The following is a 24,823-nucleotide window of genomic DNA, read 5'->3' on the forward strand; positions in this document are numbered from 1 at the left end:
GATCGTGATTCCGTTTTGTCAGAACTTATGCCTGCCGCGCCGGTTGGCGGCCGAGACGAAGGAGAGCCGGATGAGCCGACAGTCCTCCCACGCCGCCGAGTCGTCAGCCACCAGCTCGGGCCGGCCGGCGACGAGATCACCCCGACGCCACGGAATCACCCGGAGAATGGCCGCGATCACGGCCGCCGGGCTGCTCCTCGGCTGGAATACCACCCTGCTCGGGCCGGCCGCCGAAGCCCAGCAGACCCCGGATTCCTGGACCGCCGAGCGCCGGGCCGTGCTGCCCTCCGGCCTCGGAATCCAGTTCGACTTCGCCCCCCTCCCCGGCGTCACGGTTCGCACCGTCCCCGGAAAGCTCGCCACCGGCGGCCCGGGATACGCCGACGGGCTGCGCGGCGGCGACCCGGCCACCGGCTTCGAACTCGGGGTGGAACGCCCGGTGGCCGACGGTTCCTGGCGCACCCTCGGTACCCTCCAGCTGTCCTTCGGCCGCGCCGTCCGCAACCCCCGGCTGCACCTGAGCGGACTGGCCGCGCTGGCCACCGGCAAGGGCGGCACCACCGGCACGGCGAGCCGACTGACCGTCACCGGCGGTTCGCCGAGCGCCCCCAGCCTGGTCGCCCGCACCGACTGGGCCGGCTGGACGGTCGGTGACAACGCCCTGACCCCGACCGGCGAAGGTGCCGCCGACGGCACCGGTCTCGGCAGCGGCACGCTCGAACTCTCCGGCACCGTCAGCACCGTGACCTTCCGGGTCGAACAGCGCAGCACCGCGCGGGAGGGCTCGACCACCGCCCCCGCACCGCTGGCGCAGGCGTACACCGTGACGCTCGACGAGGGCGTCGGCACCGCCCCGCAGGGGTACGGCAACGCCTCGCACCTGGTCTCGGACGTCTTCCTCGGGCGGACCGCCGCCGGGGTCGCCGGGGCCCGCCCGGTGCTGGCCGCCGCCTCGCTGCACCCGCTGCTGCCCCCGGGCGACCTGACCCCGCAGGAGCCGGCCGAACTGCGCGAACGGGCCCAGCCGATGGTCGAGGTGGACGGCGGCGCGGCCCGCCGCAGCCCCTGGGCCAACCCGGCGCCGCCCGCGCTCCAGCCCGGGCGCGGCGAGTACCAGGGTGCCGATCCGACCGTGCAGTTCCCGGCCGAGGCGGCGATCGGGCGGTACTACGACCTCACCGTCCCGGTCAGTCCCGGTCCGGGGCCGGCCACCCTGGCCGGCTGGATCGACTTCGACCACAACGGCAGGTTCGACGCCGCCGAACGGGTGCAGAGCGAGGTGCTGGTCAGCGCGAAGACCGCGCGGCTGGAGTGGACCGTCCCCGGCAACGCCGCCGCCGGCGAGACCTGGGCCCGGCTGCGGATCGCCCGCAACTCCGCCCAACTCGTCACCCCCGGCGGCTTCGCCGACTCCGGCGAGGTGACCGACCAGCGGATCAACCTCACGGTCGGCGCCGCCCGGCCGGAGATCACCGGACCGGTCAGCGGCGCCGTGGTGGCCGATGTCCGCCCGGAGATCCGTGGCGAGGGCGGGGTGCAGGGCGCCACCGTCGCGATCATGGCCGGTGACGCCACGCTCTGCCGGGCCACCGTGGGCAAGGACGGCCGGTGGAGCTGCCGGCCCGATGCGCCGCTCCCGGCGGGCGCGCACACCCTCACCCCGGTGGAGACCACCAAGGGCGGCGTGGTGCTGCGCGGCGAGGAGGCGCGGATCACGGTCAAGACCGCCCCGCCGGCCGCCCCGGTGCTCACCCTGCCCGAGTACACCAACGACCCGGGCCTGCTGCTGACCGGTACCGGCGATCCCGGCAGCACCGTCTCCGTGGTGGACGCCGCCAACGCGCCCGGCGCCGGGCGGATCGCCGGAGAGCTGTGCAGCACCGCCGTGGCGGCCGACCGCAGTTGGTCCTGCCTGCCGGTGGAGAACCTCGCCGACGGCAGGCACCAGTTGACCGCGGCGGCCACCGACGGCGCGGGGAACCGGACCGCCGGAGCACCGGCGCCGCTCACGGTCGACACCGTGGCGCCGCCTCGGCCGGTGCTCGGCTCGCCCGCCGCGGGCGCCGAACTCACGACCGTCCGCCCCCGGCTGACCGGCCGGGCCGAACCCGGCTCCACCGTCACCGTCACCACCCGGGGCGGTACGGCCGGGGAGCGGGTGGTGCTCTGCACCGCCGTCACCGGGGTCGACGGGGCCTGGAGCTGCACGCCCGCCCGGGATCTGACGGCGGGTGAGCAGAGCCTGGTGGTCACCGCCACCGACCGGGCGGGCAACGCCACCTCGGCGGACGCGGTCACGGTCACGGCGCGACCGGCGGCGGTGGCCTCGCCGTCGCCCACTCCGTCGCCCTCGCCGTCCGCTGTGGTGTCGGCTCTGCCTTCGGTACCTGCCACGCCTTCGGGCTCGCCCACGGTGCCCGCGGTGCCTTCCGCTGCGGTGCCTTCGGCGTCGGCCGCCGTCCCGACGGCGCCGTCGGTCACGCCTTCGCCGTCGCCGGCGCTGCCGGTGCCGTCGGACGTGCTCGTGCCCTACCCGTCGCCGACGGGTGTGCCGAGCGCCTCGGGCGTGCCGTCACCCTCGGCCTCGGTGGCCGAGGTCGGAGAGCCGTTCAGCGAACCGATGTTGACGCCGGAGGAGGCGGCGGCGTTCCTGCCGATCGTGGTCCCGCCGGTGAGCGCCGAGACGCCGGCGAGCCCGGCGGTGGCACCGGCGGGTGTGGCCGCGTCGTCGTCCCCGTCCTCCGAGCCCGCTCCGGCAGTGGTCGCCGTCGTGCCGTCCGCGTCCGCTCCGTCGCCCGTTGTCGCCGCGCCGCCGGCCGGGGCGGCGACACCGTCGGCCGAGGTGACCGCACCGGCTGTCGGAGCCACCACGCCGGTGGCCGGCGCGGCGGAGGCGGTGGGTGCCGCACCCGCAGCGACCGCTGCGGCCTCGCCGTCGGTGAGTGTCTCGGCCGGCGTGAGCGCCGCACCGTCCGCGAGCGCCTCATCCGTCGTGAGTGCATCGCCGTCGGCGAGCGTCTCGCCCGTCGTGAGTGCATCGCCGTCCGTGAGCGCCTCGCCCGTCGCGAGTACCTCGCCGTCGGCGAGTCCGGCCGCCGGTAAGGCCACCAAGGCCGCCGGACCCGCCGCGCCCGGGGGGTCCGAGGGCTCCGCTCCCGAGCGCCCGTCCGCCGAGGCGGCTTCGGCCACCCCGACGGGGCCGGAGGAGCGCAACCTCGCCGCGCCGCCGGTGGGCGCCGAGCGCCCGAGCGCCGAGACCTGGCGTACGGCGGCCTGTGGCGTGCTGCTGATGCTGGTGGCGGTCGGGCTGCTGACCCGGCGGGTGTTCGGACGTGGTTCGGGTGGGCGACGACGCCGCTGAGCTGGGAATCTGACGGCGCGTCGCCCGACGCGCCGTCAGATCGGCCGCGACACGCCGAGTACCAAATGTCGCATTTGATGACTTATCAACTTAGCCTGAATCTGGCCCCGCCCGATCAGATCCCGGGCCGCCCGTCGCGCGACACACCGACCCCCAAGGAACCGTGCATGGACGTCACCCGCGACCCTTCGCCGCGACCGAATTCCTGGCCCCCGACCCCGCCGGAGCTGCCGCAGCGCGGCGGCGGCGCCACCCAGCTCAGCAAGGCGGTGGCCGAGGCGGTGGCCAAGCCGTTGATCAAGGCCAGGCCGGTGGTGACCGTCCCGGACGAGCTGGACACCGAGTCCGGGCTCGACGCCCGGACCCTGGTGGACGCCCTGACGGGACCCGACACGCCGGACGGACCCGCCGTCAGGGCGGCTGCCCGGTCCGGCCGGGCCGACGGTCCCGTCGGCGCGTCGAGCAGCGAGTCCCGGGCGAGCCGTCGGCCGCCCCGGACCGATCCCACCCTTCGCGAGCACCAGGCCCGTTCGCTGCCCGGCTGGCTCGCCCTGCTGGTGCTGCTGGCCGCGACGGCCGGGGTGGTCCTGGTGCTCGCCGGTGCCGGGGTGATCCCGCACTTCGACCCGCTGCCGGACCTCCGCGGCAACGCCGCCAAGGCGAGCGGCGGGGCCGAGATCACGGCCCGCTCGATCGTCGCCGTCTCGGCGGCCGGGCTGGTGGCGCTGACCACCCTGGCCGGACTGCTGGTCAACGTCGGTGGTGAGACCCGGGTGCTCAGCCGCTGGGGTCGCTACCGGGGCACCGTCCGCCGGACCGGTCTGCTCTGGGTCAACCCGCTGCTGCGCCGCCGCCGGGTGGACGTCCGGCTGCGCCACTGGCGCAGCGAGCCGGTCCAGGTCGCCGACCGCACCGGTACCCCGATCGTGGTCCGGCTGCTGATCGTCTGGCGGGTCCGGGACACCGCGCGGGCGACGCTCGCCATCGCCGAGCACGAGGACTACCTGCGCGAGCAGGTGCACGCGGTGCTCACCCGGACCGCCAGCGCCCTGCCCTGCGACAGCAACTCCGCCCCCGGTCCCGCCCTGCGGGACGGCCAGTGGTTCGCCGACGAGCTGACCCGGTCGCTGGCGGCCGAGGCGGCGCCGGCCGGGATCGAGGTCTACTCGGTCCAGCCGCTCGCCCTCGACTACGCGCCCGAGGTGGCCGAGAGCATGCGCCGCCGTCGGCTCGCCGACCTGGACGCGGGGCTGCGGACCGTCCTGGTGGACGACGCGGTCGAGGCCGCCGCCCTCGCGGTCCGCCGGCTGGAGCGGGCCACCGCACACGAGTTGGACGAGGCCGCCCGCAGTGCGCTGATGGAGCACCTGCTGGTCGCGTTCGTGGCCCCCGCCGGGGTGGCCGCCTCGGTACCCTCACCGGCCGTCCGGGCCGGGAGGAAGGAAGGAAAACCCGCGTGAAGATAGCCACCGACCCCGCCCTGATCGGTTTCTCCGAGAGCTCCCCGACCGCCGGACCGTGCGCCTGCGCCCACTGCCTGGCCACCGCGCGCCACCTGCTCAGGACCCGGAACACGTCCGGACCCGGCGAGGCGGAGGGCAGCCGGATACACCGGGCGGTCCGGGCCACCTGCGTCGCCACCACCGTGCTGGCCGGTGCGGGAGTGATCGGCCTCGGGCTCGGCGCGACCACCGCGAACGCCATGCCGGCGCCGGGCCGGCAGGGTTGGGACGGTTCGAAGTACTGGTTCAAGAACGCCAACGGCGAGTGGCGCTACACCAGCTACCTCTCGGTCTACCAGGCCCGCACCGGCCAGGGCGCCGGTCCGTCCTCCGCAGGCTCGTCCACCAACTCCGATGGGATCCAGCAGGGTTGGGACGGCTCGAAGTACTGGTTCAAGAACGGCAGCGGCGAGTGGCGCTACACCAGTCATCTGTCGGTCTACCAGGCCCGCACCGGCCAGGGCGCCGGCGGCAGCACCGCTCCCGCCCCGTCGCCCGCGCCCGCGAAGCCCGCCACCGGCTCCGTCGAGTCGGCGATCGCCTTCGCCTCGGCCCAGGTGGGCAAGCCGTACCTCTGGGGCGGCAACGGCCCGGCCGGCTTCGACTGCTCCGGCCTGGTGCAGCAGGCGTACGGTCGCGCCGGGATCAGCCTGCCCCGGGTCGCCGACGACCAGTACGCGGCCGTCACCCCGATTGGCTCGGGGCAGCTCCGCCGGGGTGACCTGGTCTTCTGGTCCAACAGCAGCCGGGCCTCGGGCATCCACCACGTCGCCATCTACCTCGGCGACGACACGTACCTGGAAGCCGCCCGCCCCGGCACCACCATCCGGATCTCGACCCTGAGCAAGGGGTACTACCCCACGCACTTCGGCCGCCCGTAGCCCGGCTCTCCTCATGCCTTCCCGGCGCTCCGCCGACTGTGGCGGAGCGCCGGGAAGTCCACGTTCCGGGGGGTGAGTCCGCGCGGCAGCCCCATCCCCGGGTGGGTACGTCAGGGGCGCGGCCACCCGCGCGAGCCACCCGTCCGGCAGTTCACGCGGGCCCCGCGCCCCGATGCACCGTCAGCCGACCCCCGGTCAGGCGGTCCGCCGTCAGGCCGAGGCCGCGTCGAGCAGCGCCAGCTCCTCCGCCCCGAGCTCCAGCCGGGCCGCCGCCAGCAGCGCCGGCAGCTGCGCCACCGTCCGCGCGCTGGCGATCGGTGCGGCGACGGTCGGCTGCGCGGCCAGCCAGGCCAGTGCGACGGTGGCCGGCGCCACCTCGTGCGCGGCGGCCACCCGGTCCAGGGCGTCCAGCACCTTCGGCCCGCGCGGGCTCTCCAGGTAGCGCGCGGCGCCGAGCGCCCGGGCACTAGCCACCGGGTCGCCGCCCGGCCGGTACTTGCCGGTCAGGAAGCCGGAGGCGAGCGCGTAGTACGGCACGGCGGACAGCCCGTACGCCGCGACCACGTCGGCGAGCGGGCCCTCGTAGGTGTCGCGGGAGACCAGGTTGTAGTGCGGCTGCACCGCGACGTAGGCCGCCAGCCCCTCCCGGGCGGAGAACTCCAGGGCCTCGGTGAGCCGCTCCGCGCTGATGTTGGAGGCCGCCACCGCCCTGACCTTGCCCTCCCGGACCAGCTGGTCGAGCGCGGGCACGAACTCCTCGACCGGCGTCGAGGTGTCGTCCCGGTGGGTGTACAGCAGGTCGATCCGCTCGACCCCGAGCCGGCGCAGCGACTCCTCGGTGGCGGACTTGACGGTCACCGCGGACAGGCCGGTGGCCTCCGGGTGGGCGCCGACCTTGGTCGCCACCACGATGTCGGCCCGGTTGCCCCGGCTGCGCAGCCAGTCGCCGAGGATGGTCTCGGACTCGCCGCCGGTGTTGCCCGGCACCCAGGCCGAGTAGACGTCGGCGGTGTCGACGAAGTTGCCGCCGCCGGCCGCGTACGCGTCGAGAACGGCGAAGGAATCCGCCCGGTCGGCGGTCCAGCCGAACACGTTGCCGCCGAGCGAGAGGGTGGACACGGTGAGATCAGAACCGCCGAGGGTCACCCGGTGGGGAGCATCGCTGAGCTTGTCGGTCATGACCGCAGTCAACCGGATCGGCCGGGCCGCCATTCCGGCCGCGGACGACTTTTCACAAGGCTGTCGCACGCCCGTCGCAGACCGGCGGCCGGCTACTCCCCGGTCACTCCTACGAGGGTCCGGGGTGTTCCCCGACCGGCCGGGTTGGCTAGAGTCCTGCCCATGGCTGACAACGACTACGACCCCGCCGGCAACACCCAGATGTTCCGGGCGTTCGTCGAAGAGACCCCGCCCGCCCAGGCGCCCGGTTCGGTCACCACCTACGGCAGCGCCAGTGGCAGCAGCAACCGCACCGGCCTGTTCGTCGGCATCGCGGTGGCCGCCCTGCTGGTGCTCGGCGCCGTGGTCTGGCTGGCCGTCAAGTAACCACCTCCGCCGCACCCGGCTCCATCCGGGTGCCCGGCGCTGCACACGGTCGCGACGGACCCGGTCGGGCAGAACCTAGACTGGCCGGGCCCGAGCGACCCGTACACCAGTGCCACCGGAGGCCACCGTGACCCAGCAGTCCACCGAGATCGCCCGCAGCCTCGGGCTGTCGGGTGCGGCCAACGCCCGCGACCTCGGCGGCTACCGGACCACGGACGGCGCGGTGCTGCGGCACGGGGTCGCGCTGCGCGCCGACGCGCTGAACCGGCTCACCGCCGAGGACGGCGCGCTGCTGGTCGCGGCCGGCGTCCGCCGGGTGGTCGACCTGCGCAGCACGGACGAGGTCCGCGAGGCGGGCCCCGACCTGATCCCGGGTCTGCCCACGGCCGACCTGGTCGAGCTCGCGCGTTCCACCGAGCCGGTCACCGTCGAGCCGGTCGGCGTGGACGGCCCGACCCTGCACCACCTGCCGGTGTTCGCCGCCGACTTCGACATCTACGTGGCGCTCCGCGACGCGCTGGCCGACCGGGACGCCGACAAGCAGTTCGCGCTGCTCGGCGACGGCAAGGCGGCCGGGATGATGACCGGCCTCTACCGCTGGTTCGTCACCGACCCGGTGGCCCGGGACCGGTTCGCCACCGTGCTGCGGCTGCTGGCCGCGCCGGACGGCCCGCCGGTGCTGTTCCACTGCTCGGCGGGCAAGGACCGGACGGGCTGGGTGGCCGCCCTCACCCTGACCGCGCTCGGCGTCGACCGGGACACCGTGTTCGAGGACTACCTGCTCACCAACACCCGCTCGGCCGCGCTGATCGCGCACATCGTGGAGAGCTTCGGCACCCAGGGCCTGATGAAGGACCCGACCCTGCTGCTGCCGGTCTTCCGGGCCGAGCGGGCGTACCTGGAGGCGGCCTTCGAGGAGGTCGCGACCGGCTGGACCTCCTTCGAGCACTTCTGGCAGGCCGGTCTCGGCCTGGACGACAGCGTGCTGGCCGGCCTGCGCGCCAATCTGCTGGCCTGACTGCCCCCCCGGCCCCCGCTACTACTCCCGCTCCCGCTACTCGCTGATCAGCCCGGCCCGCAGCTGGGTCAGCGTCTTGGTGAGCAAGCGGGAGACGTGCATCTGCGAGATGCCGATCTCCTCGCCGATCTGTGACTGGGTCAGATTCCCGAAGAAGCGCAGCATGATGATCCGCCGCTCGCGCGGCGGCAGCTTGGCCAGCAGCGGCTTGAGCGACTCGCGGTACTCGACGCCCTCCAGCGCGAGGTCCTCGTAGCCGAGCCGGTCGGCCAGCGGGCCGTCACCGTCCTCCTCGCCGGGAGTGGAGTCCAGCGAGCTGGCGGTGTACGCGTTGCCGACCGCGAGCCCCTCCACCACGTCCTCCTCGGTGACGCCGAGGAAGACCGCCAGCTCGGCGACGGTGGGGGAGCGGTCGAGCTTCTGGGACAGCTCGTCGCCGGCCTTGGTCAGCGCCAGCCGGAGCTCCTGCAGCCGCCGGGGCACCCGGACCGACCAGCTGGTGTCCCGGAAGAAGCGCTTGATCTCGCCGACCACGGTGGGCATCGCGAAGGTCGGGAACTCCACCCCGCGCTCCGGGTCGAACCGGTCGATCGCCTTGATCAGGCCGATCGTGCCGACCTGGACGATGTCCTCCATCGGCTCGTTCCGGCTGCGGAAGCGGGCGGAGGCGTACCGGACCAGCGGCAGGTTGAGCTCGATCAGGGTGTCGCGGACGTAGGTGTGCTCGTCGCTGCCCGGCTCCAGCACGGCCAGCCGCTGGAACAGCGAACGCGACAGCGTCCGGGTGTCCAGCGTGCGGTCGACGACCAGGACGGGCGAGGACGTCTGCTGCGCCGGGATCTGCTGCCCCGTCACCTGCTGGACCGTCACCTGCCCCGATGCCGGCTCGGCCACCGACACGAGAGCCGCCGTCATACCGTGGCCCTCCGCACTGCCCAGCTCTCCGGACATGCTCCCCACCCCCTCGTGACTGACTGTTCAACGGGTATCACCCAGTGACAGTTCCCGGAGCCGGACGACCCCTCCAGCTCAATACCGGACCACGCGCCCCGGCAAACCCGAACGTCGCAAGATGTCACTCAGCGGTAACGCGCAGCGAGGACCCTACTCCTCCCAGGAGTTCCCGGTCCGCAGTCTGGCCAGGATTCTGGACAGTAGCCGGGACACGTGCATCTGCGACATGCCCAGCTCGGTGCTGATCTGGGACTGTGTCAGGTTCGCGAAGAACCTCAGCATGATGATCCGCCGCTCCCGCTCCGGCAGTTGCACCAGCAGGTGCCGGACCATGTCCCGGTGCTCCACGTCGGCGAGCGCCGAGTCCTCGTACCCGAGCCGGTCCAGCAGGGCCAGCCCGCCCTCGTGCTCCTGGGCGGCCTCCAGCGAGGCCGCGTTGTACGCCCGGCCGGCCGCCAGGCAGGCCCGGACGTCCTCCTCCGGGATGCGCAGGTTGGCCGCGATCTCCGGCACCTTCGGCGAGCGGCCGTGAGTGATGGTCAGTTCCTCCATGGCGCCGCTGACCTGGACCCAGAGCTCCTGGAGCCGGCGCGGGACGTGCATGGTGCGGACGTTGTCCCGGAAGTACCGCTTGATCTCGCCGAGGATGGTCGGCAGCGCGTAGGTCGGGAACTGCACGCCCCGGGTCGGGTCGAACCGGTCGATCGCGTTGATCAGGCCGATCGTGCCGACCTGGACGATGTCCTCCATCGGCTCGTTCCGGCTGCGGAACCGGGTCGCGGCGTAGCGCACCAGCGGAATGTTCGCCTCGATCAGCGCCGCCCGCACCCGCTCGCGCTCCGGCGCGCCCGGCGGCAGCTCGGCCAGCCGCTCGAACAGCACCCTGGTCAGCGTCCGGACGTCCACCGAACTCCGGGCCCCCGGCGGACGATCCCTCAACTCCACCAGCGGGTCCGCCTGCTGAGCCTCGCCGGGCTCCTTCGGCACGGTCTCCTCGCTGGTCTCCGGCGCGCTGCTGCCCTGTGTCTGCACGGACACGTCACCCCTCCCTAGTCCCTGCGAATCCGACCCACCGGCTGTGGTCCGCGCTCGCTCATCACCTCGCCAGCTTCCGGCAAAACCGGTCATAGCATCACAAGTCGTGCACATCGCGAGCAAGTACCGGCGGTTGGCGTGTTGGCGGATCGTCGGGAGAGCTGCCGGGTGCACCGAGACCCCCTGGCGTCGTGCATGCCAGGGGGCCCAAGGGTGCTACGGGTACGATCGTCCAGCTGTGGGTGATCAGACCTCGATGTCGGCGATCACCCAGGTGGCGAACTCACGCCACTGTCCGGCGGCAGCCTGATGGGCCGGGTGGCCGATGTACGCGGCCAGCGCCTCGCGGTCCTCGACCTTGCTGTTGATCGCGTAGTCGTACGCGATGTCGCGGTCGGTGGTGTTCCAGCCGCACTCCCACTCGCGCAGCTCGGGGATCACGCCCCCGAGCGCGTCGAACGCCTCGGCGCCGGCGAGTGCCCGCGGGTCGTCCTTCGTGACGCCGTCGTTGAGCTTGAACAGGACCAGGTGCCGGATCACGCTGCCGCTCCTAGCGGGGGGTGAGGGTGTACTGCTCGAACCCGCCCACGGTAGCCCGGGACACTCCGGGTCAGCTCACCAGCCCGGTCATGAAGGTGCCGACCGCCTTGGCCGCGTCCGAGATCCCGACGAACCCCGACTGGACCAACTCGGCCGCCCTGGTCGGGGAAGTGATGACCGTGTAGATCACGAAGATCAGCAGCATCCACATGCCGATCCTCTTCGCCTGTGCCACCCGAACCGCCCGCCTCCCGATCGCCGCACCGCCTGCCCCGCAGCTTATCCACCGGACGGCCCATCAGGTGAGTGCCCCGTTCACTCCCCAGGACGAAGGTCCCCGCAAGACGGGCCCTTCTCCGGATGCCCACCCCCACCCCGTCCCGCACGATGGAACACGTACCGGGGGATCTGGCAGGAATCACCGGTACGTGGACCGGAGCTCCCCGCTGTGGGACCGGGCGTCGTGACTTCCCCCCGACACGACCCCGGTTGTGGGACTCCGCCGGGGCAGCCGTCCGTCCCCCCGGGACGGCTGCCCCCTCCAAACCCCAAGCAGGCCTCGCACTCCCCGGGTAACGCCCCCGAGTGCGGGGCTTCCTTCGTTTCCGGGCCCCGGTGACGGAGGCAGGAGATAGCGTCACTGCATGACGCTGTCTGATAATCAGATCAAGCCGGGTGATGTCCACACGCGAGCCGAGATCCGCGCCGTGCTGGGTGGGTCGTCCCAGGGCGGTATCTGCCCTGCCATCGTGCAGAAGAACGTCTTGCTGTTCTCCGATCACACGGTGGGGGTCAAGTACGGCTACCACGACGGGTGGCTGACTGAAGAGGACGAACTGGGCCCGGTGTACGAGTACACCGGTGCTGGCGCGAACGGAGACCAGACGTTCGGCGGACAGTTCGGCAAGGGCAACACCGCGGTCCTACGGCACGTTGAGCAGGAGCGGACGCTGCACCTCTTCGTGGCGGAAGGCAAGGCAGTGGGCAGCGACGCTAAGTTGCATAGGTACGTGGGGGCGTTCGAGCTCGATGTGGCGCAGCCCTATGTGGTGCGGCAGAGCGCCGGCCTCGACTTCAGGCAGCGCCGGGCGATCGTGTTCCGCCTTCGCCCCCTAACCGGCTATGTCCAGCGAGTTAGCAAGGATGAGGTTCCCCCTGCCGCCGTGACGAAGGCGATCCGGGTTCCAGCCAGCACCACTGCGAGCAAGTTGGTGGAGCCCGAGCGCAATCGCCGTTCATCGAGCGTGCGTTCGGCCGTTCCGGCCACCGTTGCTGAGCGGCGCGAGGCAAGCCTGAGCGACGGGCTGGAGGCCTATCTTCGCGCCCGACTCCACGAGGTGAACCGTTGCCAGATCACTATCGCGGGCAAGTCTTCGACCCTACTCACCGACCTCTATGACACGACGGCTGACGTCCTCTACGAGGCCAAGGGGAGCAGCGGTCGCGAGGCGGTCCGAATGGCACTGGGGCAGTTGCTCGACTACAGCAGGTTCGTCCACGCGCCCGAGCCCCGAATCCCTCAGCGTGCAGTCCTCCTACCGGAGCCGCCCGAACAGGACCTCCAGGACCTCCTCGCTGAACACTCGATCAGCATCGTCTACCCGGGCGAGCAGGAGGGCACCTTCATCGGAGTGCCCGGCCTCCCGCTGGACTGACCAGGCAAACGCGTAGGGCCCCGATCCAGTGGATCGGGGCCCTACGTTGAGCTGGCGGTAGCGGTGGGATTCGAACCCACGGTGAAGTTGCCCCCACACACGCTTTCGAGGCGTGCTCCTTTGGCCGCTCGGACACGCTACCGAGACGAGACTCTACCGGACGGGGTGGGCGGGGACGAAATCAGTTCAGCATGACCGTGCGGGAAACCCCGACCGTTACGGTCGGTGCTCGCTGTCAGTGGATCCTGTTACGTTCCGCTGGTGAAGATCGTGGTGCAGGTGAAGCTGATGCCGGAGGCCGACCAGGCCGCCGTGCTTCGCTCCACGCTGCGCACGGTCAACGAAGCCGCTTGTTGGGTGTCGACAGTGGCGTTCGAGCGGGGTGTGCCGCGTGAGTACGAGCTGCGCAAGCACACCTACGCCGAGCTGAAGGCGCGCGGGCTGGGGGCGCAGGCCGCCCAGCACGTCATCAAGAAGACCCGCGACGCCTACACGACATTGAAGGCGAACATCCGCGCGGGGAACCTCGGCAAGCCGGGCTCCAAGCGGCGGACCAGGGCAGAGTCCAAGCCGGTCGTGTTCCGCCCGGAGGCGGCGCAGCCCTACGACGACCGGTGTCTGAGCTGGCAGTACGACGTCCGGACCGTGTCGATCTGGACCATGGCCGGACGGCTCAAGAACGTCCGCTTCGCGTGCTCGGCGGATGCTCTCAAGATGCTCCGTGAGTACCGGCGGGGCGAATCCGATCTGATCGAGCGTGATGGCGTGCTCTACCTGATCGCCACCTGCGACATTCCCGAGAAGCCGCTGAACGAGAGCCCGTCCGGGTTCGTCGGGGTGGATCTGGGCATCGTCAACATCGCCACCGCCAGCACCGGCTACCGGGCGGCTGGGCGCGGCCTGAGCCGGCACCGCGAACGGCAACTCGACCTACGCAAGAAGCTCCAGGCCAAGGGCACCAAGTCCGCGAAGCGTCTCCTCAAGAAGCGCTCCCGCAAGGAAGCCCGGCACACCGCCAACGTCAACCACATCGTCTCCAAGACCATCGTCGCCGCCGCTGAACGCACCGGCTCGGGTATCGCCCTGGAAGACCTCACGGGCATCCGCAGCCGGGTACGGCTCCGAAAGACACAGCGGACTTCCCTGCACTCGTGGAGCTTCCAGCAGCTCGGCCAGTACCTCGCGTACAAGGCCAAACTCGCTGGGGTGCCGCTGGTGTACGTCGACCCGGCGTACACCAGCCAGCAGTGCTCCGAGTGCCACCACATCGAGCGGAAGAACCGCGTCGACCAGGCAACGTTCGCCTGTCGGTCCTGCGGGACCGTCATGCATGCGGACGACAACGCGTCCCGCAACATCGCCCGCAAGGGCGAGGTGGTGTGGACAGCGGGGCGTGAGTCACGCGTCCCAGCACCCGCATAGGTGCTCAGACGGAGGAGGTCACGCAACAGCCAGTTGCGCCCTACCTCCAAGCCCGGTCCTTCAGGGGCCGGGTCAAGTTGACCGGTGGGCGTCGAAGAAGGTGCGGAGCTGGTCGGCGCAGGCGTCGGCGAGGACGCCGTGGACGACCTCGGGGCGGTGGTTGAGGCGGGGGTCGCGGAGGACGTCGAGCAGGGAGCCGGCCGCGCCGGCCTTGTCGTCGTAGGCGCCGTAGACGACCCGGGCGACCCTGGCGAGCACGATGGCGCCGGCGCACATGGTGCAGGGTTCGAGGGTGACCACCAGGGTGCAGCCGGCCAGCCGCCACTCGCCGAGGGCGGTGGCGGCCTGCCGGATGGCGACCACCTCGGCGTGGGCGGTGGGGTCGCCGACCGCTTCGCGCTCGTTGTGGCCGCGGCCGAGGACCGTCCCGTCGGGGCCGAGGACGAGTGCCCCTACCGGTACGTCACCGGTGGCGGTGGCGAGTGCGGCCTCGTCGATGGCGAGGCGCATCGCGGCCGTCCAGCGGTCACGTACCGGGTCGGGGCGTACGGGGGCCGGGAGCGGGGCGATCTGCATGGGACCAGTGTCGGGCACCGCGACCGGCTACCGCACCGCCTCCAGCACCTCGCCGCAGCCGATCGCGTCGGCGATCTCGGAGAGGGCGTCGCCGGGCATCGCCCCCTCGCCGCTGAGGTCGAGCAGCCCCTCGGCGGACAGGCCGAACTCGATCAGCAGCTCCGGGTCGCCGAGCGGGCCGACCGGGACCCCGCCCGGGCCGGTGGCACCGGCTGCCTCGTCCTCGTCGTCCTCGGAACCCTGGTCCGCGTCCTCGTCATCGAGGTCGGTGACCAGGCTGTCCAGGTCGTCGAAGTCGGCGTCGCCGACCCGGTCCAGCAGTTCGTCGGTGAGGATCGAACCGTAGGAGCTGCGGGCGGCAGCGGCTCCGTCGGAGACGAAGATCCGCGGATCGTCCTCGCCGTCCACCCGGAGGACGGCGAACCAGGCGTCCTCCTGCTCGATGAAGACCAGGACGCTCTCGTCGTCCTGGGCCGCCGCCCGGGCCAGGTCGGCCAGGTCGGCAATGGTCTCGACGTTGTCCAGCTCTGTCTCGCTCACATCCCACGCGCCGTCGGTGCGAGCAAGCACTGCAGCGAAGTACGCCACCAGGGACTCTCCCAAGATTGGTCTCGGCTGTAGGCGATCTCGGGCGAACGCGGTCTGGCCGCCCCCGCGCCAGAGGCGGCCCGCTGTTCGGACCGTCCCTCCGGCATCGTGACAGAAAGCCGGGCCCTGCGGGGAGTGTTCGGCAGCGCGTCTTCGCAGGTCGTGTCGGAAGACGACGATGGATGGCCGACGCGCCGTCAGATTCGGAAGGTTCGCATTCGGAGTGCCTCGCGGAGTCGGCGCTCCTTGGTGCGCCGGGGCTGCACCCTGGCGCGCAGTTCCCGGGCTTCGGCCAGCTCACTGAGGAAGCGGGCACGCCGTCGGCGGCGTTCCGCTTCGGTCTCCGGTCGGGCCTCGGGCTGCTCTGTCGAGCCGGGCCCGGCGTGCGGGGTGCTCTTCATACCGTCCGACTTTCCCAGAACTGTCCGGTTAATACCACAGGAGGTGCGGGGGTTTCGGGATTGCCGACGCGCGCCGGGGAGGAGAGGTGGTGAAGGGGTGAAGAGCGCCGGGAGGCCGCCGGAGGGCCCTGGCAGGTCGTACATGTGTGCCGCTGCCCGTTATGGTCGGAGCATGCGTCTCCATGTCGTCGACCACCCGCTGGTGGCCCACAAGCTCTCCACCCTGCGCGACGAGCGCACCGACTCACCGACCTTCCGTCGGCTGACCGACGAGCTGGTCACCCTCCTCGCGTACGAGGCCACCCGGGAGGTCCGGACCGACCAGGTGGAGATCACCACCCCGGTCGCGGTCACCACCGGGACCAGGCTGAGCTACCCGCGCCCGCTGGTGGTGCCGATCCTGCGCGCCGGGCTCGGCATGCTGGACGGCATGACCCGGCTGCTGCCGACGGCCGAGGTCGGCTTCCTGGGCATGGTGCGGAACGAGGAGACCCTGGAGGCCTCCACGTACGCCACCCGGATGCCGGAGGACCTCGCGGGCCGTCAGGTGTACGTGCTGGACCCGATGCTGGCCACCGGCGGCACGCTGGTCGTGGCGATCCGGATGCTGATCGAGCGCGGCGCCACCGACGTCACCGCCGTGGTGCTGCTGGCCGCGCCGGAGGGCGTCGCGATGATGGAGCGCGAGCTGGCCGGGCTGCCCGTCACCGTGGTCACCGCCGCCGTGGACGAGCGGCTGAACGAGAACGGCTACATCGTGCCTGGCCTGGGCGACGCGGGCGACCGCCTGTACGGCACGGCCGGCTGACCGAGCGGACACCCGGCAGGGCCCGACCTCCGCGGAGGTCGGGCCCTGCCGCGTACGCGGTGCGGCGGGCGGGTCAGCAGCTGCCCGGCAGCGAGGGGGTCGGCGAGGGCTTGGTGGCGAGGGCCAGCGCGGCGGCCGCCTGGTCGGGTTCGAGCAGGGCGGTGAAGGCGTCGCCGACCACCACGTCGACCGAGGGGTCGACCCGGGTGTCGGCGGTCTTGACGGCGCCGGTGACCTGGGAGGCGAGCAGGGTGGCGCCGCCGAGGCCGGCTGGGCCGCTGATCACCTGGACGGTGGTGGTGGGCAGCTTCTCGACCGTGGCGGGCGCGTTGCCGACCTTGCCGATGGTGAAGCCGCGCTTCTTGAACTCCTCGGCGGTCCGCGCGGCCAGGCCGGACTTGGCGGTGGCGTTGTAGATGTTCACCGTGACGGCGGCCGGCTGCGGGACGGCGGTGCTGCTCGGCGGCGCCGACGGCGCCCCCGGTGCGGCGGCCGGTGCGGCCAGCGGTTTGCCCGAGACGGTGGCGGCGGGGGAGGCGCAGGCCTGGGCGGTACCGCTCCGGTTCTTACCGGAGAAGATGTCCACCAGCTGCACGCCGCCCAGGCCGATCAGGGCGAGGGCGAGCAGCGAGCCGATCAGGGCCAGGACCTTGCGGCTCCTGCGGGGCGGGCGTCCAAGGCGGGGGTAGGAGTTACCGGTGATCCGGTACTGCTTCCCCTTCAGTCCCTGGGGAGTCAACATGCTCACGGGTCGGTCTCCCCCTCGTGCCAGGGCAAGGCTCGGTGACGGGTGCGGCCGGGAGGGCGGATCGCCGGGATGCTTTCGGCCGTACTCAGCAGATTAGTGCCACTCCGGGTGCGAAGGTACTAAATGATCATCATCTGGAGTACCCGGGCACTCGAAAGGATGTACTGGCACCCGAACGGCTGCGCGGAGGATGACGGCAGGTCAGGAGCTCGGTGAGGCTGGTGGGTAGTCCATCTCCAGCACCCGCGCGTGCAGCACCTGGCGCTGCTGGAGCGCGGCCCGCACCGCGCGGTGCAGCCCGTCCTCCAGGTAGAGGTCGCCGTGCCACTTCACCACGTGGGCGAAGAGGTCCCCGTAGAACGTGGAGTCCTCGGCCAGCAGGGTCTCCAGGTCCAACTGCCCCTTGGTGGTCACCAGCTGGTCCAGCCGCACCGGGCGCGGCGCTACGTCCGCCCACTGGCGGGTGCTGGTCCGGCCGTGATCCGGGTACGGCCGTCCGTTGCCGATGCGCTTGAAGATCACACGGAAAGCCTACCGTCACGTCGCCCCGGGGCACAGCAAGCGCGGCGCGGCCTGCGTTCGGAGATTCATAGGGATTACATAGGAAGTGTCCCTATTTGTGGGCACCTGTTTTCTGACGATGCCTCCGACCCGAGCGGGAGTCCGCCCAGATGACCACCCAGGAAATGCCGTCCGCCGTCCAGGAGATCGCGGCCGGGTACGCCTTCACCGGCCCCGCGCTGGAGCTCGGTGCGGTGCTGCTGGACGGCGCCGCGTACCCCGGGGCGCAGGTCCGGATCCCGCTCGGCGTGCTGAACCGGCACGGGCTGGTGGCCGGGGCGACCGGGACCGGGAAGACCAAGACGCTGCAGCTGATGGCCGAACAGCTGTCGGCGCAGGGCGTGCCGGTCTTCCTGGCCGACGTCAAGGGCGACGTCTCGGGGATCTCCACCCCGGGCGCGGTCAACGAGAAGGTGACGACCAGGGCCGGGGAGGTCGGGCAGCAGTGGCAGGGCCAGGGCTTCCCGACCGAGTTCTACGCGCTCGGCGGCCTCGGCACCGGCATCCCGCTGCGGGCCACCGTGACCAGCTTCGGCCCGCTGCTGCTGGCCAAGGTGCTGGAGCTGAACGAGACCCAGGAGTCCTCGCTCGGCCTGATCTTCCACTTCGCCGACAAGAACGGCCTGGAGCTGTACGACCTCAAGGACCTCTCGGCGGTGATCTCCTTCCTCACCTCCCCGGAGGGCAAGGAGCAGCTCAAGGGCATCGGCGGGCTGTCCTCGGCGACCGCCGGGGTGATCCTGCGTTCGCTGACGGTGCTGGAGAACGAGGGGGCCGGGGCGTTCTTCGGCGAACCGGAGTTCGACACGGCGGAGCTGCTGCGGACCGCGCCGGACGGCCGGGGCGTGGTGTCGGTGCTGGAGCTGCCCGCAGTGCAGGACCGGCCGCGGCTGTTCTCGACCTTCCTGATGTGGCTGCTGGCCGACCTCTACCAGGAGCTGCCCGAGGTCGGGGACCTGGACCGGCCGAAGCTGGTGTTCTTCTTCGACGAGGCGCACCTGCTCTTCAAGGGCGCCTCGAAGGGCTTCCTGGAGGCGATCACCCAGACCGTCCGGCTGATCCGCAGCAAGGCGGTCGGGATCTTCTTCGTCACCCAGACCCCGAAGGACGTCCCGGCGGACGTGCTGGCGCAGCTCGGCAACCGGGTCCAGCACGCGCTGCGGGCCTTCACCCCGGACGACGCCAAGGCGCTGAAGGCCACCGTCTCCACCTTCCCGAAGTCGACGTACGACCTGACCGAGGTGCTCACCCAGCTCGGGACGGGCGAGGCGGTGGTGACGGTGCTGTCGGAGAAGGGCGCGCCGACGCCGGTGGCGGCGACCAGGCTGCGGGCGCCGCAGTCGCTGATGGGGCCGGTGGAGGAGGCGGCGCTGCGGGCGGCGGTGGAGGGGTCGGCGTTGACGGCGCGGTATCGCGACGCGGTCGACCGGGAGTCGGCGTACGAGAAGCTGGCTGCCCGGCAGGCGCCTGCGCCTGCGCCGGAGGCTGTCGTGGTGGAGTCCGAGCCTGCGCCGAAACCCGCTGAGGAGGGCGGTGGGCTGCTCGGGTCGTTGCTGAGCAACCCGATGCTGAAGTCGTTCGCGCGGTCGGCGGGGACGCAGTTGGGGCGGGAGATCTCGCGGAATCTGTTCGGGACGTCGAGGCGGCGGCGGTGAAAGGCGAAAGTGCCTGGCCGGCTGCGCAGCGACCACCCTTTTCGAGGCCGGCGTCGCAGTTCCCCGAGCCCCTGTCCACCGGACTGCTTGCTGAGACGTTCGGCGTCGCTCCGGTCTGCCGAAGAAGTGGGGCTCAGCGGAGGGCGTGGCCGATGCGGTCCATGGAGGTGAGGCGCATCAGGCCGTAGTTGTAGAACTCGACCTCGGGGACGCCCAGGTCGCGGAGGACGGCGATCTTGGCGGCGAGGTTCTCCGGGCTGTCGCAGTCGGAGGCCATGGGGCGCAGGATGACCGCCATCTCCTCGGGGCGTACGCCGTGCAGGGCGAAGGCGGCGAGATTCTCGCGGACGGCCTCGGGGGTGGTGGCGTAGCCGAGGGTCTCGATCTGGTGGGCGGTCTTGGCGAGGGCGGGCAGGTCGATGCCGGAGAGCCAGCCGGTGCCGGGGCCGCCGCCGTCCATGAAGGTGAGTCGCATGCCGTGGGCGGTGGCGGCCTCGGCGACCTCGGCCGCCAGCGAGGTGACGGTGCGGGCCGAGGCGTCGATGTAGGCGGCCACCGCGCCGTCGGCGAGCTCGTCCAGGGCGGCCGGCTCGGCAGCCCGGCGCTCGTCGGCCAGCCGGGCGCGCAGCTCGTTCCGGACCACCGTCCGGACGTGCTCGGCGTCGGGGCCGGCGTGGGCCAGGCAGTGTCGGCAGAAGCAGACCCCGAGCAGGGCTTCGGCGACCGGGCCGAGCTCCTCGAAGTAGCGCTCGTGGTGGTAGCCGTGCCGGAGGCCGTGGAAGTGCAGCGACTCGGCCCGGATCGCGTCCACCCCGTACCGGGCGAACTCGCCGACCAGGGTGGTGGCGTACTCGCGGACCTCCGGGTTGGCCGGGCAGAGCTCGGTCAGGTGGCGGTCGCCGAAGGCGTTCTCGGGGGAGACGTCCGGGTGCCGGAAGCCGAGCCGGTCGTTGTGGCAGAAGACCGTCCAGGCGTGCAGTTTGAGCCCGCGCCGTTGCGCCTGCTCGGCCGCCTCGGCGAACGGGTCGCCGTCGCCGATCGCGGTGGACGGCAGCGGGGTGAGCCGCCGTCCGGCCCAGCGGGCCGGGTCGGGGCGGAAGTAGGCGGCGCCGGGCTCCAGGTAGCGGATCACCCGGCGGGGGTTGTGCGGGAAGACGTCGCGCGCCTCGTGGTAGACGGACGCCAGGGTGACGCCGCCGACGCCGGCCCGGTCGGTCAGGTTGCCGAAGAAGGTGTCGGCGCCCTCGTCGATCAGGTCGGTGGCGAAGGCGAGGACGGACGACTCCACGGGGCGGCTCCGGAGCAGGTGGTGCGGGGGACCCCACGCTAGCCGGGGGTGCCCGTATTGGTCTATACCTGACCGCCCGGACGGCTCACAGGCCGAGGTCGTCCAGCTCCTTGAGCAGCTGCGCCCGCTCGCTCGGCGGGGCCTCGGCCTGCCCGGGCACGGGGGTCGGGGTCGCTGCCGGGGCCGCTTCGGCGCCCTTCCGGGCGCGGAAGATCCAGGCGCCGGCCAGCCCGCCGAGCAGCCCGCCCAGGTGGCCCTGCCAGCTGACGCCCGGCGTGCCGGGTACCGCCGTGGTGAGGATGTAGGCGAAGGACGCTCCCATCACCACGCCGATCAGACTGTCGATCAGGTTCCGGTCGATCAGGCCGCGCAGCACCACGTAGCCGAAGTACCCGTAGATCACGCCGCTGGCCCCGACGGTCACCACCCGGTCGTCCGAGAACAGCCAGACGGCCGCCCCGCTGGTCAGCACCAGCAGGGCGGTCAGCCCGAGGAAGCGCTTGATGCCCCGGTACGCGGCCAGGAAGCCGAACACGAACAGCGGGCCGGAGTTGCCTTCCAGGTGCTGCCAGTTGACGTGCAGGAAGGGTGCGGTCAGCAGGTCGGCTAGCTGGTCGGGCCGGTGGGCCACGATGCCGCCCTCGACGGTGAGCCGGTAGTCGCTCAGCCAGTTGGCCAGTTGCACCGCCCAGACCAGACAGAGCACGCCGAACATCACGAAGAAGGCGCGCCGGGCGTCGGCCACCATCCGGGCCGGGTCGGCGATGCTGCTGGGCGTGTTCTGGGCTGCCATGGCCCCGACTCTACGGGGCGCTCCTAAACTGCGGGAGACGCCCGTCACCCACCAGTGAGGATGCCCCCGCGATGAGCCAGCGCGCGCCGCTCCCGTACGAATTCCTGCCGCCCGTACCGTCGTTCGAGTTGACCAGTGCCGACCTGACGGACGGTGGGCGGACGCCGGACCGCCACGTCCACAGCGGCGGCAACGAATCCCCGCAGCTCTCCTGGTCCGGCTTCCCGGCCGGCACCCTGGGCTTCGCGGTCACCTGCTTCGACCCGGACGCGCCCACCGCCAGCGGCTGGTGGCACTGGCTGGCGGTCAACCTGGCCGCCGACGTCACCGAACTGCCGCGCGGCGCGGGCGCCTCCGCCGCGAGCCTGCCCGGTGCGGCGTTCCACGTCCGCAACGACTCGGCCGGCTACCGCTACGACGGCGCCGCCCCGCCGCCCGGGCCGGCCCACCGCTACGTCTTCGCGGTGCACGCGCTGGACGTCCCGACGCTGGACCTCGGCCCGGACACCCCGGCCGCCGTGGTCGGGTTCAACCTGACCTTCCACACCCTCGCCCGGGCGGTGCTCACGGTGGAGCACGCCAGCGGCTGACCCCGGCCCCGAGGGGCGGACCTGACGTATCCGGAGTGATCCTCGGGGTACCCGCCGGGTGCTCCGTACGGGGACGAAAGTCCTGATGGCAGTGGGTCCGACGGGGTCGCGGGAGCGGGTGGGGGATGCCGGTCGGGTGCCGCCGGGCCAGTAAACTGGCGGCATCCACCGCGCAGCCACAGGGAGAACCGAGCCGCCATGTCACTGACCGGGAAGCACATTCTCTCCAGCGATCTCTTCGACCGGGACGAGTTGGAGCGGCTCTTCGAACTGGCCGACCTGCTGGTGCCGGTGGCCCGGGGGCAGCAGGTCACCCGGGTGCTCGAAGGGGCCGTGCTGGCCAGCCTGTTCTTCGAGGCCAGCACCCGTACCAGGCTCAGCTGCGAGACCGCCTTCCTCCGCCTCGGCGGCGGTGTCACCTCCACCACCGGGACGGAGGTCACCTCGATCGCCAAGGGCGAGACGCTGGCCGACACCAGCCGGGTGGTCAGCGGCTACTGCGACCTGGTGGTGATGCGGCACCCCGAGGTCAGCTCGATCCACGAGTTCGCCGCCGCCACCAACGTCCCGGTGATCAACGCGGGCAACGGCGCGGGCGAGCACCCGACCCAGGCGCTGCTCGACATGTTCGCGATCCACCGCGAGTTCGGCCGCCTCGGCAAGACCGTGGACGGCAGCCGGATCGCCCTGGTCGGCGACCTGCGGCACGGCCGCACCGTGCACTCGCTGGTCAAGCTGCTCTCCCGGTACGAGGACCTGACCATCGTCTGCGTCGCCCCGGACGAGCTGAACATGCCCGCCCACCTGCTGGAGCTGGCCGCCGAGCGCGGCCACACGGTGGAGGAGAGCGACCAGCCGAGCCTGGGCCTCAAGGACGCCGACGTCGTCTACACCACCCGGTTGCAGACCGAGCGCTTCAAGGACCGGCCGCTGCCCTACAGCGACGACTTCCGGGTGGACGCCGCGCTGGCCGACCGGGTGTTCCGGTCGGACGCGGTGATCATGCACCCGCTGCCCCGGGACGGCCGCCCCGGCTCCAACGACCTCAGCCCCGACCTGAACCGCGACCCCCGGCTGGCCATCTTCCGGCAGACCGACGCGGGCATCCCGACCCGGATGGCGCTGTTCGCCTCGGTGCTCGGGGTGGCCGACGAGATCCGCGACTCGCTCCGCCCGGCCCGCTGGTACCGGCCCGAGTTCGTCGGGCCGGACGACGCGCCGTTCTACAAGTAGTCGGCGCTACGCGTCGTCGGCCGGGGTCTCCGGAGCCGGCCGGTCCTCGGGATCGGTCGGCTCCGCCGCCTCCAGCTGCCGTTCGGCGAGGTCGTCCAGCCAGCCCTGGGCCCAGCCGCGCAGGGCCGACACCCGGTCGGGGGTCAGCCCCAGGGCGGTGAAGCGGGTGTCGTCGATCCAGTCGGTGCCGCCCAGCCGGGCCTGCAGCTCCGTCAGGTCGAGACCGTCCGGGCCGCTGTGGTGCCGGCCGAGGGTCTCCAGCTCCGGGTAGGACCAGCGGTCCGAGAGGGCGTGCAGATCGACCAGGTCCCGGGGCAGGCCCCGGTCTGCGAGCGCCCGCACCTCCGTCCCGGCCAGGTCGGCCAGGGCCAGCACCGGACCGTCCGGTCCCTGCACCGGCTGCTGCCAGAAGGTCTCCTTCCGGAGCTCGACCCCGTACACCTCGGCCGTCCCCGGATCGGTCGCCGCCAGCGCGGACACCAGCGGATCGCCCACCAGCACCTGGACCGACCAGCCGCGCCGCGCCAGCCCGTCGGCCACCGCCCCGGTCAGCCTCGGCAGCGGTACCGGACTCTCGGTGGCCAGCTCGACCGTGCGCACCGGCCGGTCCGGCAGGCCGTGCGCCCGGGCGGCACAGTCCCCGCCGAGCACCAGCGGGTACGTCCGGCCCACCACGAGCAGATCGGCGAGCAGCCGTCGGCCGGTATCGGTCATAGGTGACATACCGTCAGTATTACGTACGTACCATGAAGGTACGGAGATGCCATGAACCGTCAACAGGTGGAATCCAGCTGTCTACGCTCCGTCGGCCATCAGGGCACGACGCTCGAGCTCGAGTTCCACAGCGGCTCGGTCTACCGCTACCTGGACGTGCCGTCCGAGGTGCACCGCGAGCTGCTCGCCGCGCCCAGCCTCGGCCGCTACTTCCGCCTGGCCGTCCGCGACCGCTACCCGTACGAGCGGCTCACTTGAGCTTCGCGGCCTTCTCGGTCTTCGCCGCCTGCTTCATCTCCTGCTTGTGCGCCCGCACCTTCACCAGCGACTCGGGCCCGGTGATGTCCGCCACCGAGCGGAAGGCGTCCTGCTCCCCGTACACCCCGGCGGCCTCCCGCCAGCCCTCCGGCCGCACGCCGTACTGCTTGCCCAGCAGGGCCAGGAAGATCTGCGACTTCTGCTTCCCGAACCCCGGCAGCGCCTGCAGCCGCCTCAGCAGCTCCGACCCGGTCGTTGCCCCCTCCCAGACCGCCGCCGCCTGCCCGTCGTACTCCGCCACCAGGAACTGGCAGAGCTGCTGCACCCGCTTCGCCATCGACCCCGGGTACCGGTGCACGGCCGGCTTCTCCGACACCAGGGCGGCGAACTCCTCGGGGTCGTAGCCGGCGATCCGGTGCGCGTCCAGGTCGTCGCCGCCGATCCGGTCCAGAATCGTCCGGGGCCCGGTGAAGGCCCACTCCATCGGGATCTGCTGGTCCAGCAGCATCCCGACCAGCGCCGCCAACGGGCTGCGCCCGAGCAGTTCGTCCGCCTCGTCCTGCTGTGCCAGGTGGATTTCGGTAGCCATGGGCCGAAGCCTAAGGGCTTGCAGAGGAACAAGGTGTTGCTTCCCGCTCTGCGGCTCGTTGGTCTGGTATGGGTGTATCGGAGGGGATGCGGTCTCAACTCGCCGCCA

Annotated in this window: 27 protein-coding genes and 1 tRNA gene; 12 read left to right on the forward strand and 16 right to left on the reverse strand. The window is 72.1% G+C overall.

What is annotated here, in order from left to right; genetic code table 11:
- Positions 1-18: 18 nt before the first annotated feature.
- Positions 19-180, reverse strand: coding sequence for a hypothetical protein (locus ACIRPK_RS14485; protein WP_403037771.1), 162 nt, complete (start codon positions 178-180; stop codon positions 19-21).
- On the opposite strand from ACIRPK_RS14485, the gene ACIRPK_RS14490 reads away from it, so the two are divergent.
- The 3 genes from ACIRPK_RS14490 (at position 167) to ACIRPK_RS14500 (ending at position 5,744) form a co-directional block, all read left to right on the forward strand.
- Positions 167-3,361 (forward strand): Ig-like domain-containing protein, encoded by a 3,195-nt coding sequence (locus ACIRPK_RS14490; protein WP_403037773.1) that lies wholly within the window; start codon positions 167-169, stop codon positions 3,359-3,361. The two genes, ACIRPK_RS14485 and ACIRPK_RS14490, sit on opposite strands and share 14 nt — an antisense overlap.
- 167 nt (positions 3,362-3,528) lie before the next feature.
- Positions 3,529-4,821 carry an SPFH domain-containing protein gene (locus ACIRPK_RS14495; RefSeq protein ID WP_403037775.1) on the forward strand — a complete coding sequence of 431 codons (1,293 nt, stop codon included), beginning with the start codon at positions 3,529-3,531 and terminating at the stop codon, positions 4,819-4,821.
- Positions 4,818-5,744, forward strand: coding sequence for a C40 family peptidase (locus tag ACIRPK_RS14500; RefSeq protein WP_403037778.1), 927 nt, complete (start codon positions 4,818-4,820; stop codon positions 5,742-5,744). Before ACIRPK_RS14495 ends, ACIRPK_RS14500 begins: the two co-directional genes overlap by 4 nt.
- Positions 5,745-5,954: 210 nt before the next feature.
- Here the strand turns inward: ACIRPK_RS14500 and ACIRPK_RS14505 are convergent, their stop codons facing one another.
- Positions 5,955-6,923 carry an aldo/keto reductase gene (locus ACIRPK_RS14505; protein WP_403037781.1) on the reverse strand — a complete coding sequence of 323 codons (969 nt, stop codon included), beginning with the start codon at positions 6,921-6,923 and terminating at the stop codon, positions 5,955-5,957.
- A gap of 162 nt (positions 6,924-7,085) precedes the next feature.
- On the opposite strand from ACIRPK_RS14505, the gene ACIRPK_RS14510 reads away from it, so the two are divergent.
- Positions 7,086-7,289: a hypothetical protein gene (locus tag ACIRPK_RS14510; RefSeq protein WP_403037784.1), complete on the forward strand. Its 204-nt coding sequence runs from the start codon at positions 7,086-7,088 to the stop codon at positions 7,287-7,289.
- A 127-nt stretch (positions 7,290-7,416) separates the two neighbouring features.
- Positions 7,417-8,307 (forward strand): tyrosine-protein phosphatase, encoded by an 891-nt coding sequence (locus ACIRPK_RS14515; protein WP_403037787.1) that lies wholly within the window; start codon positions 7,417-7,419, stop codon positions 8,305-8,307.
- Between the two features lie 36 nt (positions 8,308-8,343).
- Here the strand turns inward: ACIRPK_RS14515 and ACIRPK_RS14520 are convergent, their stop codons facing one another.
- The 4 genes from ACIRPK_RS14520 to ACIRPK_RS14535 form a co-directional block, all read right to left on the reverse strand.
- Complete coding sequence (locus tag ACIRPK_RS14520; RefSeq protein ID WP_403037790.1) at positions 8,344-9,258, reverse strand: RNA polymerase sigma factor SigF; 915 nt, start codon at positions 9,256-9,258, stop codon at positions 8,344-8,346.
- Positions 9,259-9,411: 153 nt separating this feature from the next.
- Complete coding sequence (locus ACIRPK_RS14525; protein WP_403037792.1) at positions 9,412-10,299, reverse strand: RNA polymerase sigma factor SigF; 888 nt, start codon at positions 10,297-10,299, stop codon at positions 9,412-9,414.
- A gap of 243 nt (positions 10,300-10,542) precedes the next feature.
- Positions 10,543-10,836, reverse strand: a complete 294-nt coding sequence (locus tag ACIRPK_RS14530) for a Dabb family protein (RefSeq protein ID WP_403037795.1) — start codon at positions 10,834-10,836, stop codon at positions 10,543-10,545.
- A 70-nt stretch (positions 10,837-10,906) separates the two neighbouring features.
- Positions 10,907-11,047: a hypothetical protein gene (locus tag ACIRPK_RS14535; RefSeq protein ID WP_403037798.1), complete on the reverse strand. Its 141-nt coding sequence runs from the start codon at positions 11,045-11,047 to the stop codon at positions 10,907-10,909.
- A 433-nt stretch (positions 11,048-11,480) separates the two neighbouring features.
- Between ACIRPK_RS14535 and ACIRPK_RS14540 the strand changes: the two genes are divergently transcribed.
- Positions 11,481-12,491: a hypothetical protein gene (locus tag ACIRPK_RS14540; RefSeq protein WP_403037800.1), complete on the forward strand. Its 1,011-nt coding sequence runs from the start codon at positions 11,481-11,483 to the stop codon at positions 12,489-12,491.
- Positions 12,492-12,543: 52 nt separating this feature from the next.
- Here the strand turns inward: ACIRPK_RS14540 and ACIRPK_RS14545 are convergent.
- Positions 12,544-12,633: transfer RNA gene (locus tag ACIRPK_RS14545), tRNA-Ser, on the reverse strand.
- 119 nt (positions 12,634-12,752) lie between these two features.
- Here ACIRPK_RS14545 and ACIRPK_RS14550 point away from each other — a divergent pair.
- Positions 12,753-13,913 (forward strand): RNA-guided endonuclease InsQ/TnpB family protein, encoded by a 1,161-nt coding sequence (locus ACIRPK_RS14550; RefSeq protein WP_403037803.1) that lies wholly within the window; start codon positions 12,753-12,755, stop codon positions 13,911-13,913.
- 72 nt (positions 13,914-13,985) lie between these two features.
- Here the strand turns inward: ACIRPK_RS14550 and tadA are convergent, their stop codons facing one another.
- The 3 genes from tadA to ACIRPK_RS14565 all read right to left on the reverse strand — a co-directional run bounded on the left by tadA (position 13,986) and on the right by ACIRPK_RS14565 (position 15,478).
- The gene (tadA, locus tag ACIRPK_RS14555; protein ID WP_403037806.1) at positions 13,986-14,489 is read right to left on the reverse strand and encodes a tRNA adenosine(34) deaminase TadA; all 504 of its coding nucleotides are present in this window, start codon (positions 14,487-14,489) and stop codon (positions 13,986-13,988) included.
- A 27-nt stretch (positions 14,490-14,516) separates the two neighbouring features.
- A complete protein-coding gene (locus tag ACIRPK_RS14560) occupies positions 14,517-15,077 on the reverse strand; it encodes a hypothetical protein (RefSeq protein WP_403037809.1) in 561 nt (186 codons plus the stop codon).
- Between the two features lie 197 nt (positions 15,078-15,274).
- Positions 15,275-15,478: a hypothetical protein gene (locus ACIRPK_RS14565; protein WP_403037811.1), complete on the reverse strand. Its 204-nt coding sequence runs from the start codon at positions 15,476-15,478 to the stop codon at positions 15,275-15,277.
- A 172-nt stretch (positions 15,479-15,650) separates the two neighbouring features.
- Between ACIRPK_RS14565 and upp the strand changes: the two genes are divergently transcribed.
- Positions 15,651-16,286, forward strand: coding sequence for a uracil phosphoribosyltransferase (gene upp / locus ACIRPK_RS14570; protein WP_403037814.1), 636 nt, complete (start codon positions 15,651-15,653; stop codon positions 16,284-16,286).
- Between the two features lie 73 nt (positions 16,287-16,359).
- Here upp and ACIRPK_RS14575 read toward each other — a convergent pair whose 3' ends face one another.
- On the reverse strand, positions 16,360-17,028 hold the full coding sequence (locus ACIRPK_RS14575) for a LytR C-terminal domain-containing protein (RefSeq protein WP_403037859.1): 669 nt from the start codon (positions 17,026-17,028) through the stop codon (positions 16,360-16,362).
- 207 nt (positions 17,029-17,235) lie between these two features.
- Positions 17,236-17,556, reverse strand: a complete 321-nt coding sequence (locus ACIRPK_RS14580) for a type II toxin-antitoxin system VapB family antitoxin (protein ID WP_403037817.1) — start codon at positions 17,554-17,556, stop codon at positions 17,236-17,238.
- Positions 17,557-17,705: 149 nt separating this feature from the next.
- On the opposite strand from ACIRPK_RS14580, the gene ACIRPK_RS14585 reads away from it, so the two are divergent.
- Positions 17,706-19,250, forward strand: coding sequence for a helicase HerA-like domain-containing protein (locus tag ACIRPK_RS14585; RefSeq protein WP_403037820.1), 1,545 nt, complete (start codon positions 17,706-17,708; stop codon positions 19,248-19,250).
- 133 nt (positions 19,251-19,383) lie between these two features.
- Here the strand turns inward: ACIRPK_RS14585 and ACIRPK_RS14590 are convergent, their stop codons facing one another.
- Positions 19,384-20,538, reverse strand: coding sequence for a hypothetical protein (locus ACIRPK_RS14590; protein ID WP_403037823.1), 1,155 nt, complete (start codon positions 20,536-20,538; stop codon positions 19,384-19,386).
- 85 nt (positions 20,539-20,623) lie between these two features.
- Positions 20,624-21,331, reverse strand: coding sequence for a rhomboid family intramembrane serine protease (locus ACIRPK_RS14595; RefSeq protein WP_403037826.1), 708 nt, complete (start codon positions 21,329-21,331; stop codon positions 20,624-20,626).
- A 71-nt stretch (positions 21,332-21,402) separates the two neighbouring features.
- Here ACIRPK_RS14595 and ACIRPK_RS14600 point away from each other — a divergent pair, with 71 nt between their 5' ends.
- Complete coding sequence (locus ACIRPK_RS14600; RefSeq protein ID WP_403037829.1) at positions 21,403-21,921, forward strand: YbhB/YbcL family Raf kinase inhibitor-like protein; 519 nt, start codon at positions 21,403-21,405, stop codon at positions 21,919-21,921.
- Between the two features lie 198 nt (positions 21,922-22,119).
- On the forward strand, positions 22,120-23,154 hold the full coding sequence (gene pyrB, locus ACIRPK_RS14605; protein ID WP_403037832.1) for an aspartate carbamoyltransferase: 1,035 nt from the start codon (positions 22,120-22,122) through the stop codon (positions 23,152-23,154).
- Between the two features lie 6 nt (positions 23,155-23,160).
- On the opposite strand, the gene ACIRPK_RS14610 is transcribed toward pyrB, so the two are convergent.
- Positions 23,161-23,868: a hypothetical protein gene (locus ACIRPK_RS14610; RefSeq protein ID WP_403037834.1), complete on the reverse strand. Its 708-nt coding sequence runs from the start codon at positions 23,866-23,868 to the stop codon at positions 23,161-23,163.
- Positions 23,869-23,919: 51 nt separating this feature from the next.
- On the opposite strand from ACIRPK_RS14610, the gene ACIRPK_RS14615 reads away from it, so the two are divergent.
- Positions 23,920-24,126: a KTSC domain-containing protein gene (locus tag ACIRPK_RS14615; RefSeq protein ID WP_403037837.1), complete on the forward strand. Its 207-nt coding sequence runs from the start codon at positions 23,920-23,922 to the stop codon at positions 24,124-24,126.
- Here the strand turns inward: ACIRPK_RS14615 and ACIRPK_RS14620 are convergent.
- Positions 24,119-24,715 (reverse strand): HhH-GPD-type base excision DNA repair protein, encoded by a 597-nt coding sequence (locus tag ACIRPK_RS14620; protein WP_403037839.1) that lies wholly within the window; start codon positions 24,713-24,715, stop codon positions 24,119-24,121. The genes ACIRPK_RS14615 and ACIRPK_RS14620 overlap by 8 nt on opposite strands.
- Positions 24,716-24,823 lie beyond the last annotated feature (108 nt).

It is taken from the genome of Kitasatospora sp. NPDC101801, assembly GCF_044766665.1.
GTDB lineage: Bacteria > Actinomycetota > Actinomycetes > Streptomycetales > Streptomycetaceae > Kitasatospora.

Excerpts from the sequence above, each read along its gene's own strand:
- ACIRPK_RS14490 (WP_403037773.1), top strand. The coding sequence starts at position 167 with ATGGCCGCGATCACGGCCGCCGGGCTGCTCCTCGGCTGGAATACCACC.
- ACIRPK_RS14495 (WP_403037775.1), top strand. The coding sequence starts at position 3,529 with ATGGACGTCACCCGCGACCCTTCGCCGCGACCGAATTCCTGGCCCCCG.
- ACIRPK_RS14505 (WP_403037781.1), bottom strand. The coding sequence starts at position 6,923 with ATGACCGACAAGCTCAGCGATGCTCCCCACCGGGTGACCCTCGGCGGT.
- ACIRPK_RS14510 (WP_403037784.1), top strand. The coding sequence starts at position 7,086 with ATGGCTGACAACGACTACGACCCCGCCGGCAACACCCAGATGTTCCGG.
- ACIRPK_RS14520 (WP_403037790.1), bottom strand. The coding sequence starts at position 9,258 with ATGTCCGGAGAGCTGGGCAGTGCGGAGGGCCACGGTATGACGGCGGCT.
- ACIRPK_RS14535 (WP_403037798.1), bottom strand. The coding sequence starts at position 11,047 with ATGTGGATGCTGCTGATCTTCGTGATCTACACGGTCATCACTTCCCCG.
- ACIRPK_RS14540 (WP_403037800.1), top strand. The coding sequence starts at position 11,481 with ATGACGCTGTCTGATAATCAGATCAAGCCGGGTGATGTCCACACGCGA.
- tadA (WP_403037806.1), bottom strand. The coding sequence starts at position 14,489 with ATGCAGATCGCCCCGCTCCCGGCCCCCGTACGCCCCGACCCGGTACGT.
- ACIRPK_RS14565 (WP_403037811.1), bottom strand. The coding sequence starts at position 15,478 with ATGAAGAGCACCCCGCACGCCGGGCCCGGCTCGACAGAGCAGCCCGAG.
- upp (WP_403037814.1), top strand. The coding sequence starts at position 15,651 with ATGCGTCTCCATGTCGTCGACCACCCGCTGGTGGCCCACAAGCTCTCC.
- ACIRPK_RS14575 (WP_403037859.1), bottom strand. The coding sequence starts at position 17,028 with ATGTTGACTCCCCAGGGACTGAAGGGGAAGCAGTACCGGATCACCGGT.
- ACIRPK_RS14585 (WP_403037820.1), top strand. The coding sequence starts at position 17,706 with ATGACCACCCAGGAAATGCCGTCCGCCGTCCAGGAGATCGCGGCCGGG.
- ACIRPK_RS14595 (WP_403037826.1), bottom strand. The coding sequence starts at position 21,331 with ATGGCAGCCCAGAACACGCCCAGCAGCATCGCCGACCCGGCCCGGATG.
- ACIRPK_RS14600 (WP_403037829.1), top strand. The coding sequence starts at position 21,403 with ATGAGCCAGCGCGCGCCGCTCCCGTACGAATTCCTGCCGCCCGTACCG.
- pyrB (WP_403037832.1), top strand. The coding sequence starts at position 22,120 with ATGTCACTGACCGGGAAGCACATTCTCTCCAGCGATCTCTTCGACCGG.
- ACIRPK_RS14610 (WP_403037834.1), bottom strand. The coding sequence starts at position 23,868 with ATGACCGATACCGGCCGACGGCTGCTCGCCGATCTGCTCGTGGTGGGC.
- ACIRPK_RS14615 (WP_403037837.1), top strand. The coding sequence starts at position 23,920 with ATGAACCGTCAACAGGTGGAATCCAGCTGTCTACGCTCCGTCGGCCAT.
- ACIRPK_RS14620 (WP_403037839.1), bottom strand. The coding sequence starts at position 24,715 with ATGGCTACCGAAATCCACCTGGCACAGCAGGACGAGGCGGACGAACTG.